The following is a 15,051-nucleotide window of genomic DNA, read 5'->3' as shown; positions in this document are numbered from 1 at the left end:
TTTAACTTTTTACCTTGCTATTAAATTCACCACCACCAATTGATAATAAAAACTTCATCGTAGAAGTTAGATAATCGTACTGACAATCGGCATATGAGATCTTTTGATTAAGAACATTGTCCTGAGAGTCCAATAAGGTCTGAAACGATATATAACCAGACCGGTACTTAACTGTGTTTATTCGCATCAGATCCTGAGAAATTGAGAGTGTCTTTTTTTGCATCTCAAGATCATATTCTGCTTTATTTCTTGCATCTAACGCGTTGTTCACTTCAGATAATGCATTGAGCACGACTTTTCTGAAGTTATTAATTGATAACGCGACAGCAATCTTTTCTTTTTGTAATTCAAAATTCAACTTTCTCCATTGAAGCGGTGGGAAAGTGGACGAGATAGACTGTAATAAGGTTTGCTCGCTAAACCATTGTGTAAAAATAGTGCTCCCCGCTCCGATCGTCGCACCCAGTGAGATAGAGGGAAAGAAGTTAATCTTCGCCAGATCATAGCCCGTAATCGCTATTTTTATTCTGGATTCTGCGGCTCGTATATCCGGGCGCAGCGATATTATCTCCACAGGTTTAAACAAAGGGAGTTTGATATCCTGATATTCACCAAGCCCCTTTTTTTCTCGCGGACGGTCAATGCTATCTTTGTTATAGACAATGGCCATGGCGTTACGCTCATTTTCCCTTTGGCTAATAACATTCCGCAGTTGTAACTCGCTTGAATAAATGGCTTGCTTTGCTAATAAAACATCAGATCTCGTGCCTGCTCCGCTTTCATATTTAGCATTAACGAGCAGATATGTAGACCTGGCGATTTCAAGTCGTTGCTTATAACACTCAATTTGTTCATTGAATTTAGCAATGTTCCAGTAACTTTTTGCAATTGAATCAATGATAACCAACATAGTGTTTTGCAAATCTTGTTCACTGGCCTCAACGTTCCATTTACCCTGCTCTCTCGTCCTCGCTAACTTACCCCATAAATCAAGTTCATAGCTCATTGATAAAGAAGAGCTGTAACTCTCTGTCGACGGTGCAGCCTGCGATATAGTGCGGTTATTACTTGCACTCCAGGAGAGATTAAAATCAGGGAAAAGATTCGTATTTATTTCACCTGAATCCAGCTTGCTTTTTAACACATTCAACGCGGCTGCGTGCAAATCATTGTTATTCTTCAGCGTATCATTGATGATCGATGATAACAGAGGATCATTGAATACACTCCACCAGGCTTCATTGGTGATAGCATTTTTATATCCCGTTTTATCGCTTTGCCCCGACGCTGGGAATTTTATCTCTGGCGCATGATATTCCGTTTTCAACATGCTGCCGCACCCGGTGCATAATAAGCAAAGCAATAATAATGATGGTTGTTTGAACTTCATTTGTAACCTAATGCTTTCGCGGGCGTATAAGATGATGCTTTCTTCGCCGGTACGTAACCGAATACGATGCCAATAAAACATGAAAATGCACAGGCAATAACAACCGGTGTTATTGTCAACACCATATCAAATTGATTTGTCACAAGAGGGAATATAACGCAGGCTACACTCGTTAAAGCCACGCCAACGACTCCTCCTAATAAACAAATAAATACAGACTCGATTAAGAACTGCCTTTTAATATCGGCAGGACTCGCCCCTACAGAAAGACGAATGCCAATTTCATGGATGCGTTCCGTCACTGAAACAAACATAATGTTCATTACGCCCACGCCACCCACCAACAGCGAGATTGTCGAAATAGCTACCGTGAGTAGTTTCATTGAAGTAGAGACGTTCACAATCATTTCAGCCATTGACTCATTCGTGACCGTAAAAAAATCCTTTTTACCGTGTGAAAAGATGAGCGCTTGCTCTATTTTCTCTCTTATAAGCTCAACGTGCGCCTGATCTTTGGCCCGCACCTGGATGGCTTCAAAGGGTATCAGACCCGTAATCCTGTTTATGTACGAGGTCCAGGGTATCCAGGCTTTTAATGTCGTCTTTTCAGATGTCGTCGAGATATCTTTGATCACGCCGATCACCTCAAATGGGTAGCCGGAAATCTGCAAATATTTTCCTACCGCTTCATTCGATGAACCGAATGCGGTTTCGGCAAGCCTTGAGTCAATAACGACAACGGCATCACTGGCGTTTATATTGTCGGTTTCAAACAAATGACCGGCTAACACTTTATCCGTATTGAAGTACTCCTTACTGATACCTGAAAGCGCAGCGTCAATATCACCATCACCGCTATTTACCGTCGCCGTTGATGTCATCACCGGTGAAATTTTACTTTCTGGTAATAGCTCGGTAAGCATATCAACATCATCTTTTTCAAGAAGCTTATTGCTGGGATCTGGCATTGACTTCCAGCTGGTGCCAGGCCTGATTTCAATGGTGTTGGTGTCTAATAAATTCATTTCTTTCATAATACGATGGTGTGCGCCTTCGCTTATGGCAATAGACATAAGGACTGCAAAAACCCCAATAATGACACCCAGCATTGACAGAAACGCTCGTATCCTGTGGCCGTTCAGTGCCCTAAACGCGGTTCTGAATGCTTCGACTACCCCAAACATCATACCAAGCGGATCCTTTTCAAATGCCCTGGTGCGTGCTGCCTGGAGGCCACTGGTTGATACGCTACTTTCGTCTTTAGCGATCCGACCATCATTCATGGATATGATTCGGTCAGCCTGTGACGCAATACTGCTATCATGCGTGACAAGGATAATCGTTTTACCTTTTCGATTAAGCGCCTTGAAAAGGCTCATAACCTGGCTACCCGTAACGCTATCCAGAGCCCCCGTGGGTTCATCTGCCAAAATGATGTCGGCATCATTCATTAGCGCTCTGGCAATACTGACGCGCTGCTGCTGCCCGCCAGAAAGTTGGTTTGGGTTAAAATCAACGCGATCGCTTAAGCCGACCGATTCAAGTATTTTTTCCGCACGTTCATTTCTATTTTTATAGTTTTTTGCGGTGTACTGCGCGGGTAAAGCGACATTCTCTTTCGCGGTTAAGTAAGGCAAAAGATTGTACTTCTGAAACACAAAACCAATATATTTGTTTCGTAACTCCGCAACATCGTTTTCATTTAATACCGATACGTCAATGCCGTAGAAAGACATCTGCCCTGAGCTGATATTATCTAAACAACCAATGGTATTCATCAGCGTGGTTTTACCGGAGCCTGATGGTCCGACAATTGCGATGAACTCACCTTTTTTTATGGTTAAAGATATACCTTTCAGTGCAGAAACAACTTCGCCGCCACTCTCATACCGTTTATAAACATCGGATAAGGTTATGTATTCATCGGTGCGGCTCATTTAGTCGCTACCCTTTGTTATCACATCACCTATTTCTAATCCTTTCACAACCTCAGTATTTTTTGCGTTCTTAATCCCTGTTTGCACCTCTCTTTTTTCTATTTTATCGTTATGAAGCACGTTGACGATATAATGGTCTTTGCTAACCATTTCGCCCAGGAAGTTTGTCGGAATAGTTTTAACGTTTTTTTTCTCTTCAACCACTAAATAAACCTGTACCGACATGGCAGATTTTAAAACATGCTGATCATTTATTACGTCAAAACTTCCATTGTAATAAGTAGCCGTTTTCTTACTCGCGGCAGAATCACCTGAACTGCTTTTCATATCGTAAAGCATTTCTTCTGGTATTTGTTGTATGCTTTTTAACATCCCTTTATAACGGGTTTCAGGAGAGGCAGTGACAGTAAACCATAAAGGCATGCCAGTCCTGGTTTTCAAAATATCCATTTCCGATATTTTGATATTTACAGTCATGATATCCAGATTGGCCACAACCAGAATTGTCGGCGCACTCTGTGATGAAACAATTGTCTGCCCTTCCTGAGTTAAGATACCCAGGACGACGCCATCTATGGGTGAGGTAATGCGCGTGTATTCTAAGTTTGCCAGGGCAGTGTTTAACTTAACTCTGGCCTGTGCAATTTGAATTTCATTTATATCCAGCTGCTCTTTATCACTTTCATATTTCGTTTTTGCCGCTTCGAGGTCGCTCAGCGTTGTGGCGTCATCCTTCGACATTTTCTGTTGTCGGTTATAATCCCGCTTCGACTGTTTAAGCGACAGTGACGTAATCTTTTTTTGCACTAACGCATTATCCAGTTCAGATTTAGCGCTATCGACATCGTTTTGTGCAAGCGTAGGATCGATCTCAGCCAGCAACTGACCTTTTTTGACTGTGTCACCTTCCTTGACATGTAGCTTATTAAGTCGTCCATTAACCTGCGCTCCGACACTAACTTGCTCGTTGGGTTTTAGAACACCGGTAGTGGTAATCAGTCGGTCAATATCAGAGTAGGTGACGTGAGAACTTTCTTTCTTCGTATTTTCAGTAACGTCACTTTCAGAAATAAATACGCTATTAACTGCATATACAGCAGGTACTATAGCTACTAATAAAGTCAGAAAAAAAGGTTTTATTCTCACGTGCATGACCATTATAAAAAGGCCAGAAACTGGCCTTTGTTTTAATTTCACTGCTTAATTAATGTTGTGAATTACTTCTCGTCACAACGTTTTTCCATACCGTTTTTATCTGATTCCTCGCGGAACCAGCCATATACGCCATTAGCACGGTTATCAACAAAATAACATTCGCCGTATGGCCCCATCATTCCGCCTACAACTGCTTTACTTTCTTTGGACTCTAATACTGTAGCTTTAAACATTTTAATTCCCTTGTGTAATAGTACTTCAGTTAATTACCAATTGTTCCTTTCAGAACGGGAAGAAATATATCGCATTACCAATAGAACTTTTAATCAATAAAATATTAAATCGCTTTTTTGAAGATTTTAGATTTTTTTGAACTTTTCTAAAGCGTTTCTTGAAGTTTTAATGTGTTTATTTGAACTTTTTAAAGCGCTCCTTGAGGTTTTAATGCGTTTATTTGAACTTTTTAAAGCATTTCCTGGCGTTTCAATGTGTTTATTTGAAGTTTTAAAAGTGCTTTCGAAAGCTTTAAGGCACCTTTGAAGGTTTTAAAGTGCTTCTTGAAAATTTTAAAGCGTTTTTGAAAGATATAAGTGCGTTTTTAAACAGCTATTTGCCCGTCATTTTAACTGTAGCAACGATGCGAGGCAGCGGATAATGAGGTGCGGACGATGACAATAACGGTTTTACCGCAGCCGCCATTTAAATCGGGCACGTCATCAATGCAGAAAATCCGGGGAAGAAGTACGGTAACGCGCTGAAGACACTGCATCATATTGAATGGCTGACCGATAAGGGTAGTTGCTACATATCCGATGCAACACGCACATTCGCCAGTTAACTGGGGGTTAATAGTGTGAACAACGCCTGTACGCCGCCGGAAAGTCACGGTATAGCAGAATCGTTCGTTAAGACATTCAAACGAGATTACGTCTGTATAAATGATTTACCGGATGCGGTATCCGTGATGAAAACTGTGGTAATAAAGGGGTTTCCAGTAAAGCGTCTGGAAATGTTGAGGCTCGCAGCTTTAATGAGATCATATAAATCATAACGTCATATTAATTTATTGACTCCCCTCGTATCACCCCAAAAACCCCAAAGAAACCAATTCATTGCGGTTGATTTTTTATGTCTGCACTATGTGAATGAGAACGTGAATGAGAACAAGCAAACCCAGATAAATACCCTCCCCCATCGCTGGTGATACTGCGTCCAGCGAAAAATTCACTAATCCATCAGCGGGGGAGAGTTATAAAAACCGTAACGCATTCGTCACGGTTTTTATGTTGCAGTAAAAAAGGTTACAACGCGATATCCGCAACCTGTTCGCCGTCGTTATGCGGCTGTGTTGTCGGTTTTTGCACCGGTGGCGTGATATCTGCGACCAGCGACTCGTCGCATTTCAGGCCGAGGATCTCACTGGTGTAGCGCAACTCCTGGTCGGCGGCTTCAATATTGCCATTCAGCTCCGTGCCAAAAGAGGGAATGATCTCTTTCAGTTTTGCCTGCCAGGCAGCAGAGGCGAAACGCTCCGCAAAGACTTTCTCCATCAACTCCAGCATGATCGGCGCTGCGGTCGAGGCTCCCGGTGACGCGCCAAGCAACGCGGCAATGGTGCCCTCTTTATCGCTGACGACTTCGGTTCCCAGGCGCAACACACCGCCCCTGCCCGTTTCGCGTTTGATAATCTGCACGCGCTGACCCGCCTGCCACAAACGCCAGTCCTCTTTCTGCGCCAGCGGATAGTACTCACGCAGCGCGTCGAAGCGGTCATCCTCATTTTGCAGTACCTGGTTAACCAGGTATTTCACCAGGCTGAAATTGGTCATCCCCACGGTCAGCATCGGCAGAATGTTCGACGAGTTAGTCGAGCGCAGCAGATCCCACAGCGAACCGTTTTTCAGAAACCGCGTCGAAAACGTGGCGAATGGCCCAAACAGCAGCACGCGTTTGCCATCAATAATGCGCGTATCAATATGCGGTACTGACATGGGCGGCGCGCCCACGGTCGCCTGGCCGTAAACTTTCGCCAGATGGTGATTGACCACCGCCGGGTTTTCCGCCACGAGGAATTGCCCGCCAACCGGGAAACCCGCATAGTCTGCCGCTTCCGGAATACCGGATGCCTGCAGCAATTTCAGCGCTGCGCCACCGGCACCAATAAAAATAAACTTCGCCTTGATAATCTGCTCCGCGCCGCTTTGCAGGTTATGCAGCGTCACATTCCAGCTGTTGTCGGCATTGCGTTTGAGGCCACGGACTTCCGTGCCCAGTTGCAAAGCGAAGTTCTCTTTTTTCTGTAATGAACCAATCATCTGGCGCGTCAGTTCACCAAAGTTCACATCGGTGCCGATTTCGGTACGCGTGGCGGCAATTTTTTGCCCGGCATCACGCCCTTCCATCACCAGCGGCGCCCACTGTTTGATCTGTTCGGCATCTTCGGAATAACGCATACCGCGGAACAAGGAGCACTGCTGCAACGCTTTGTAGCGCGCACGCAGGAAGTTCACGTTATCGTCGCCCCAGACGAGGCTCATATGCGGCACGGTATTGATAAATGAACGAGGTTCGCGCAATACGCCGGTTTTCACCTGATGCGCCCAGAACTGGCGAGAAATACGGAATGCTTCGTTGATTTCAATCGCTTTTTTAATACTGACAGAGCCGTCCGCGCTGCGTGGGGTGTAATTCAGTTCCATTAAGGCGGCATGCCCGGTACCGGCATTATTCCAGCCGTTTGAGCTCTCCTGTGCCAGGGCATCCAGCCGTTCCACCATGGTAATCGACCAGGTGGGTTCGAGATCCTGCAACCAGGTTCCCAATGTGGCGCTCATGATCCCACCACCGATTAAAAGCACATCTGTTTCCTGCTCTTTCGATGCGGACGTTTTTGCTGCTTTTGAGACAGCATTAAGCCCGACAGCCATCGAAAACAGCCTGGCAGTCATTTTTTTCATGATGATATTGCCTTACTTTTAGTGCTGCTTTATTCGCATTTATTGAGGGTAAAGTAGTTAGCACCCCTAACGTAGCACTTAAAAAGTGAGATTTAAATAATGTTTAAACATTAAATATTCATTGTATTAATGTTACTAATAAGTTGATTTTTTGCATTATATTTAACACTTATTGCTGGTCACTTCGGCTGGAAATCTGCTATCATCCCCCGCTTTGCCGAACGCAGGGATACCGTTGTGTCACTGTTTTTCTGGCAACTCTCACCTGCGATTCTTTATGACTGAAAAATCAACGCATTCTGCACTCCGCGTAAGCCACCTTCTGCGCTCACCGCAGCTTTTCACCCGAGAAGTGCTGGCAGGCGTTATCACCGCACTGGCACTGATCCCGGAAGTTATCTCATTTTCTGTTATCGCAGGCGTAGACCCGAAAGTGAGCCTGATAGCCTCAGTAGTGCTGTGTTTTAGCATGTCGTTGCTCGGCGGGCGTCCGGCAATGGTCACAGCGGCGGCGGGGTCAGTCGCGTTGGTTATTGGTCCGATGGTTCATCAAAACGGGGTGGAATACATCTTGCCAGCGGTTTTACTCGCGGGTGTGATCCAGATAGTTTTCGGGCTGAGCGGAATGTCCCGGCTGATGCGCTTTATCCCGCACGCTGTGATGACCGGTTTTGTTAATGCACTGGGGATATTGATTTTCTTCGCTCAGGTGCCGCATTTCTGGCATAGCGATCCCCTGATTCTGGCGCTGTTCGCCCTGACCATTCTGATTGTGCTTTGGCTTCCGCGCTGGGTAAAAAGCATTCCCGCGCCGCTGGTAGCGATTGTGCTGCTCACCGCATTCACCGTTTTTACCGGTCAGTTGCTGCCCACCGTGGGGGATGAAGGTTCGATGCAGGGCGGTTTGCCTGGCCTGACGCAATGGCTGGTGCCATTGAATTTGCATACGCTGAGCATTGTCTGGCCGTGCGCGCTGAGTATCGCGTTTGTCGGGTTGATGGAGTCTCTGCTGACCGCAAAATTGGTGGACGATCTGACACATACGCCATCGAATAAAAGCCGGGAAAGCACCGGGCTTGGGATCGCGAACATTCTGGCGGGTTTCTACGGCGGGATTGCCGGGTGCGCCATGATCGGTCAGACGATTGTTAACGTGGAGATGGGCAAAGGCCGCACGCGTATCTCAACCCTTGCTGCTGCGCTGGTGCTGTTGCTGCTGGTAACGGCATTGAGCGAAGTGATGGCGAAAATCCCGATGGTGGTACTGGCCGGAATCATGGCGATTGTCGCGTTCAAAACGTTTAACTGGGGCAGTTTGCAACCCACCACGCTGACGCGTGCGCCCGTTGTCGAAACGCTGATGATGCTGGTCACCGTGGTTGCCACCGTCAGCACCGGTAATCTGGCAATCGGCGTTGTTGCCGGGCTGGTTACGCTGGCGATTACGCCACCGGCGCTGCGGAAAAAGCGCCTGTTTACAGCAAAAAAATCGTCGCCAGCCCAAGAAAAATAAAGAAACCGCCGGTATCGGTAATGGCGGTGATCATCACGCTGGAGCCGACCGCCGGGTCGCGCCCCAGCCGGGTCATCACCATCGGGATTAATACCCCCATTAGCGCCGCCATCAGCAGGTTCAGCACCATTGCCAGCGTCATCACGCCGCCCAGCGCCGCATCGTCATACAGCCACCAGGTGACGCCGCCCATAATCCCGCCCCACACCAGACCATTAATCAGCGCCACGCCCATTTCACGCAGAATAAGAAAGGTAAAGTTCCCCGGCTGAATGTTCTGTAAAGCCAGTGCGCGAACAATCATGGTAATGGTTTGATTACCGGTATTGCCGCCGATACCGGCGACAATTGGCATCAGCGACGCCAGCGCCACCAGTTGCGAGATGGTGTGTTCAAACCCATCAATCACGCGTGATGCGATAAAGGCGGTACACAGGTTAGTTGCCAGCCACACCCAGCGGTTTTTCACCGCTTTACCTACCGGCGCGAAAACATCTTCCTCGGTACTTAGCCCGCCCATCTGACGCATGTCGTTATCGGTCTCTTCGTACACCACATCAACGATTTCATCGATGGTCAAACGCCCCATCAGCATGCCGTTTTCATCCACCACCGCCGCGCTCAGCAAGTTGTCACGCTCGAAGGTGCGCGCCACTTTTTCCGCTTCGTCTTCGGGTGAGAAGGTGACCGGATCGGCATCCATTACCTCACTCACCCGCCGTCCGGCGGCGTTAAGCAGGATAGTTTGCAGCCCAAGCTCCCCCATCAGTCGGTTATCACGCCCGATAACAAACAGTTTGTCGGTGTTCTCCGGCATTTTACCGAGACGGCGCAGATAGCGCTGAACCGCCGCCAGCGTCACCTCTGAGCGTACGGTGATGACGTCAAACGCCATAATTGCGCCAACGCAATTTTTGCCATAGCGCATAACCTGCCGCATACGGGCGCGATCTGTCGGTGGCAACGTCGCCATCAGCCGTCCGGTGAGGTTACGCGGCAGATGCTGCACCAGCCAGATTTGCTCATCGATATCCAGCGTCTCAAGCGCATCGAGCAGCGCACGGTCGCTCATCTCATCGATCAGGTCATCCCAGACGTTTTCGGACGCTTCAAGCAGCACTTTTCCGCGCTTATCATCATCGATGAGCCGCCATAACGCGTGGCGTTCAACCACTGGCAGCGCTTCAAGGGTGTCCGCCAAATCCGGTGGCGGCAGGTGCGAAACCAGCACCTTTACTTCGGCGAGATCGTGCTCAAGCTCGGCGCTATCAACCTGCTCGACCAGCGTGATTTCGCCAAGCAGCGCGGCGGTGAGTGGTTTATGAGTGGTGAGCAGCCAAATCAGCCGCGCACGCTCTTCGTCACGCAGTTTGACGCTGTTTTTTTTGATAACTGACATTGGCCGGTCCCTGAGTGGCAAAGCGCTCCGAAGGCAGAGCGGAGTAGCCTTAAGCATAGCGGCAGGTTTTGTAAAAAATAATAAACCGCGCAGGCGTTTGGATAAAAAACCAGCAAACGCCCCCGGGAAAAGGGGCGCTTCTGTCAGGCGGTACGCGCCACTGCGTCGCGGGAAGCGTGCGCACGCTCTTCACCTACCAACTCGGTGAGCTGTCCGTTACGCATTTCAAGCAGGCGATCGGCATGCACGAAGTAGTGATCGTCATGGCTGATGGCAAAAATGGTTTTGCCCATCTGCTGCATTAACGGGAGTAATACCTGGTAAAAATCGCGGCGGAAATGTGGGTCCTGATCGGCCGCCCATTCATCCAGCAGCAGGATATCGCGCTCTTCCGCCAGCGCCAGCAGCAACGCGACGCGTTTTTTCTGCCCTTTCGACAGCTTCAGATTGAGGATTTTGCCGTTGCTCAGTTCCAGCTTATGCGACATTTTCAGTTGCTCAAGCCACTTTTCCACCAGCGCCGGATCCGCCTGCTTGCCTTCCGGCCCCAGCAGATCGTCAAACAGCCAGACGTCGGTAAAAACCGCCGAGAATAATTTGCGGTAATCTTCCGGTTTATCCTGCGCCATCGGTTTACCATCCAGCAGGATCTCGCCAGAAACCGGCTGATACAGCCCGGTTAACAGCATCGCCAGCGTCGACTTACCGCTGCCGTTGCCCCCAATCAAAAACACCAGCTCGCCGCGATTCAGCGTCATATTGACGGGGCCAATCGCGAAGTCGTTGTCCTGATATTTAAAGGTAACATCGCGCAATTCCAGCGTTTGCCAGTTCGGGAAAGCCTGCGGGCGAGGAAACCCGGCTTTATAGGGCGTCAGCGTAAACTGTTTTAGCTTTTTAAAGGCCACCTGCGCACTAAGCAGCGTGGGCAAGGCCCCCACCGCTGACAGCAGCGGCGTGCGCAAAAACAGCAGCGTCAGGGAATAGGTTGCGGCGACATTGGTATCCGCCCAGCCGAGGCTGTTTGCCATCCAGAACACCAGGCCGATGGCTCCCAGCATCATAATGTTCGACCAGTTCACCGCGCTTAAATGGAACGTATCGGCGCGAATAATATGATGGCGATATTCACGCGCATCCGGCAGATACATCTGGTTGAAAATGTGTTCCGCGCGCTCGCGGTTGAGGTTCAGCTCTTTGCGACCTTCCAGCACAGTCTGGAAATCGTTGTACAGCTTGTCTTCTGTTTCACGCAGCCTCGCCATATGTTTGTACACACGCGACACCAGCACAAACCCGCCCCAGATGGTCAGCGCCATCCACAGTACGGTGATCAGCAGCATCTTGCCGGAGAGCATCGCCAGATAGAGACAGGAACCGACGGTGAGAATTATGCCCTGCACCAGTTCCGGCAGGCGCACAAAGGCGATGGTGATATTACGTACGTCGCTGGTCAGACCGGCCAACAGTGTGGCGCTACCGAGTTGTTCAATGCGTTCGACCGGAGTATCGAGAATACGTTTGATAAATTCACTGCGCAGACGGAAGACAAAATGGTGACCGAGGGTGGTCAGCGCCAGTTGCGACCCCAGCGTCACCGCCATCAATAGCAGCAGTAAACCGAGAAACTCCGGTAATACGGTCAGCGACATATCCACTGTTTCAATCAGCCGCTGGTTAATAAAAGCAATCAGGCCGATACCAAACGCGGCGCTCACGAGGGTAAGCGCGAGCACACCGACAAAAGGCCAGCGGTACTGACGCCAGACGAGAAGGAGAAGTTCCATAACAAAACCCGGTCAACAAAATCAGCCAGCAGTTTAAACGGCTACCGGGTTACATCAAGAATAATTCTTATTTTTATTCGCCATTGCCTGCCTGGCGAAATGTCAGGTTGTAGCGGCACTCGCCGGTAGCCGGATGATAACCGCCTTTCAGCGGCGCAATGCCGTGGTAAAAGAGCCGCGACTCGCCGCCCCAGACGACAACATCGCCGTGTTCAAGCATTAACCGTTGTATCGGATCGCTACGTTTAAGGCCGCCAAACTGGAAAACAGCCGGTAATCCGAGCGACACCGACACAATCGGCGCACGCAGATCGGGTTCGTCCTTATCCTGATGCAGCGACAATTTCGCACCCGGCACATAACGGTTGATAAGACAGGCATCAGGGCGAAAATCCGGGTAACCTGCCGCCTCGCTCGCCTGCTGGCACAACGCGGAAAACGCAGCAGGCATCGGCGGCCACGGCTGCTGAGTTAACGGATCGACTGGCGCGTAAAGATAACCACGCTTGTCGGTGGTCCAGCCAAGTTTGCCACAGTTGGTCATTGCTACTGACATGGTATAACCGCCAGGCGTGACCATATGGCGCAGCGGCGACTGGCTGACCACTTGCGCAATACCGCGTAATAGTTGGTCGGCTGATGCTAATGCAAGGCGCCGCAGCACCACAGCGCCCGATGCCAGCGGCTCCTGCCAGGGTTGTTCTCCGGAAAACAGATCGAGCATCACGTCTCCTCTTTGTTACGTTCTCGCTGAAGTAATTGGGCTTTACGCGCCACTCCCCAGCGATAACCAGAAAGCGCACCATCGCTGCGCACCACGCGATGACACGGGATCACAATCGCCAGTTTGTTCGCACCGCAGGCGCTGGCTACCGCCCGCACCGCTTGCGGTTTACCCAGTTTTTGCGCCAGTGCCTGGTAACTTACCGTCTCACCTGCAGGGATGTCGCGCAGTGCTTGCCATACCTGTAACTGGAACGCGGTGCCGCGCAGATCCAGCGGCAATGTAAAGGGGGCATCGGCGTTGTCGAGCCGCTTGATAACCTCCTCCACCCGTGAGCTGAACGCGTCATTCGCCTGCGCACGCTGGGCGCGGGGGAAGATCGCCTGCAACTGAGCAAGAAGCTGTTCGTCACTATCGGCCAGTAAAATGGCGCAAATTCCACGCTCGCTCTCTGCCACCAGACAGCGGCCCAGCGCGCAGTCGCTGAAGGTGTACCAGACATCCGTTGCATCGCCACCGCGGCGAAACTGCTGTGCCGTCATCCCGAGCGATGCATCAGCCTGGCGGTAATAACTGCTGCTATCCGGGAAGCCCGCGGCCAGTACGGCGTCGGTAACGGTTTCGCTCACGGCAAGGGTAGTACGCAAGCGACGAGCGCGAAAAGCCATCTGCCAGGCTTTTGGCGTCATGCCGGTAACGGATTTAAATAAACGGTGAAAATGATAAGGGCTAAGCGCCACTTCGGCGGCCAGTTGCGCCAGCGTAATGGGCGTATCCTGCTCCAGTAAACGGCAGGCTTTAGCCACTTTATCCAGCCGCTGTTGCTGCGGATGGGTTTTATCCGGCTGGCAGCGCTTACAGGGGCGAAATCCGGCGGCCTGGGCGCTCTGCGCATCGGGATAGAAACGGACATTCTGGCGCAGGGCGTGACGCGCCGTGCAAGAGGGACGGCAAAAAATGCCGGTTGTCAGCACGGCAAAGACAAACTGACCATCAACCTGCGCGTTACGGGCCAGCACCGCTTGCCAGCGCTGTTCATCTGATAATGTGGTGTCGTTCATGTCAGGCTCCTCATGTAAGCTTAGCCTTACTGTGCCCGTATGCGCAGATCCAGACACCCGCAATCTTGCGGTTTAATTTTTTTCGCTTAGCAGAAACGCGGAAAACTGCGGCGACATCCAGGTGCGAAAACCATCGCCGTCTTTGATAATCATAAAGACCGCCAGCCCTTCCCGCTTCACCACCTCTTTTGCCTGTTCGGTGCCGAGCACCATTAAACCGGTGTCCCAGGCATCGGCTTCCAGCGCTGTGGGCGCGATAACCGTAACCGATACCAGCGCATGCTGGATTGGCCGTCCGTTGCGCGGATCGATGATGTGTGAAATACGTTTGCCGTCCAGTTCGTAATAATTACGGTAGCTGCCAGAGGTGCTGATGCCATGCCCATTAATATCGACAACCGCCTGGGCAACATTCTCACGATCGGTCGGTTTCTGGATCGCTACGCGCCACGACTGGCCTTGCGCGTTCATACCCCGGCTGGCTAACGCACCGCCAACAGAAACCAGATAACGCGCGATCCCTTCCTGTTCCATTAACCTTGCAAGGTGATCCGCCGCGTACCCCTCGCCTACCGTCGAAAGGTCAACAAACAGATCCGGCAGATCTTTTTGCAGAAATTGCTCCCCGGCGCGGTTGATCACGGTTAAATGCGCTAAACCGGTACGTGCTTTCGCCGCATCGATTTGTGCCTGGTCTGGCGTTTTTACCGGCTGTTTATCCGGGCCAAACCCCCACAAATTAACCAGCGGCCCGACGGTGATATCCATCGCGCCATCTGTTTTTTCGCCGACACGCAACGCAGTGGTGACAATGTCCGCCAGCGCGGCGTTGACAGGCCACGGAGCCGTGCTGGTCGAATGGTTAAAGCGCATCAGCGCGGAGTCGTCCTTCCAGGTCGACATCAGGTGATCGTCAGCATCCAGTTGCGTCTGAATTTTTTGTTGCAGGTTCTGCGCCTGTTGTGGGCTGATATCCACCACACTCACGCGCCAGAAAGTGCCCATGGTTTTGCCTTCCAGCACGATGGGCTGCGCCTTGCTACCGGTGTCGCATCCGGCCAGTAATAACAACGCCGCGACAACCCCGGCACGAAGAAAAATCATCTCTGTCTCTCGTTATTTGTTAAC

11 protein-coding genes are annotated in these 15,051 nt (G+C 50.1%); 1 reads left to right on the top strand and 10 read right to left on the bottom strand.

Annotation, left to right across the window (positions count from 1 at the left end):
* Window position 1: 1 nt before the first annotated feature.
* From BN2591_RS00390 to mqo, 5 genes are all read right to left on the bottom strand, one after another.
* A complete protein-coding gene (locus BN2591_RS00390) occupies window positions 2–1,390 on the bottom strand; it encodes an efflux transporter outer membrane subunit (RefSeq protein ID WP_279627194.1) in 1,389 nt (462 codons plus the stop codon).
* Window positions 1,387–3,327 (bottom strand): ATP-binding cassette domain-containing protein, encoded by a 1,941-nt coding sequence (locus BN2591_RS00385; RefSeq protein ID WP_086868125.1) that lies wholly within the window; start codon window positions 3,325–3,327, stop codon window positions 1,387–1,389. The genes BN2591_RS00390 and BN2591_RS00385 overlap by 4 nt, the downstream gene beginning before the upstream one ends.
* Window positions 3,328–4,473, bottom strand: coding sequence for an efflux RND transporter periplasmic adaptor subunit (locus BN2591_RS00380; protein WP_159457488.1), 1,146 nt, complete (start codon window positions 4,471–4,473; stop codon window positions 3,328–3,330).
* A gap of 71 nt (window positions 4,474–4,544) precedes the next feature.
* Complete coding sequence (locus tag BN2591_RS24455) at window positions 4,545–4,715, bottom strand: hypothetical protein (protein WP_159457487.1); 171 nt, start codon at window positions 4,713–4,715, stop codon at window positions 4,545–4,547.
* A 1,068-nt stretch (window positions 4,716–5,783) separates the two neighbouring features.
* A complete protein-coding gene (mqo, locus tag BN2591_RS00375; protein ID WP_086868122.1) occupies window positions 5,784–7,439 on the bottom strand; it encodes a malate dehydrogenase (quinone) in 1,656 nt (551 codons plus the stop codon).
* A gap of 277 nt (window positions 7,440–7,716) precedes the next feature.
* Between mqo and BN2591_RS00370 the strand changes: the two genes are divergently transcribed.
* On the top strand, window positions 7,717–8,952 hold the full coding sequence (locus tag BN2591_RS00370; RefSeq protein ID WP_086868120.1) for a SulP family inorganic anion transporter: 1,236 nt from the start codon (window positions 7,717–7,719) through the stop codon (window positions 8,950–8,952).
* Here BN2591_RS00370 and mgtE read toward each other — a convergent pair.
* The 5 genes from mgtE to apbE all read right to left on the bottom strand — a co-directional run bounded on the left by mgtE (window position 8,915) and on the right by apbE (window position 15,027).
* Window positions 8,915–10,351: a magnesium transporter gene (gene mgtE, locus BN2591_RS00365; RefSeq protein WP_086868118.1), complete on the bottom strand. Its 1,437-nt coding sequence runs from the start codon at window positions 10,349–10,351 to the stop codon at window positions 8,915–8,917. The two genes, BN2591_RS00370 and mgtE, sit on opposite strands and share 38 nt — an antisense overlap.
* A gap of 143 nt (window positions 10,352–10,494) precedes the next feature.
* Window positions 10,495–12,138, bottom strand: a complete 1,644-nt coding sequence (locus BN2591_RS00360) for a multidrug ABC transporter permease/ATP-binding protein (protein ID WP_086868116.1) — start codon at window positions 12,136–12,138, stop codon at window positions 10,495–10,497.
* Window positions 12,139–12,211: 73 nt separating this feature from the next.
* Window positions 12,212–12,862 carry a DNA oxidative demethylase AlkB gene (gene alkB / locus BN2591_RS00355; protein WP_086868114.1) on the bottom strand — a complete coding sequence of 217 codons (651 nt, stop codon included), beginning with the start codon at window positions 12,860–12,862 and terminating at the stop codon, window positions 12,212–12,214.
* Complete coding sequence (ada, locus tag BN2591_RS00350) at window positions 12,862–13,923, bottom strand: bifunctional DNA-binding transcriptional regulator/O6-methylguanine-DNA methyltransferase Ada (protein ID WP_086868112.1); 1,062 nt, start codon at window positions 13,921–13,923, stop codon at window positions 12,862–12,864. Before ada ends, alkB begins: the two co-directional genes overlap by 1 nt.
* Window positions 13,924–13,995: 72 nt before the next feature.
* Window positions 13,996–15,027 carry an FAD:protein FMN transferase ApbE gene (gene apbE / locus BN2591_RS00345; RefSeq protein ID WP_086868110.1) on the bottom strand — a complete coding sequence of 344 codons (1,032 nt, stop codon included), beginning with the start codon at window positions 15,025–15,027 and terminating at the stop codon, window positions 13,996–13,998.
* Between the last annotated feature and the right edge of the window lie 24 nt (window positions 15,028–15,051).

The sequence above is a fragment of the Kosakonia pseudosacchari genome, from assembly GCF_900184035.1.
Lineage (GTDB): Bacteria > Pseudomonadota > Gammaproteobacteria > Enterobacterales > Enterobacteriaceae > Kosakonia > Kosakonia pseudosacchari.
The sequence above is the reverse complement of the archived record's forward strand: the minus strand, read 5'-3'. Positions and strand labels throughout refer to the sequence as shown.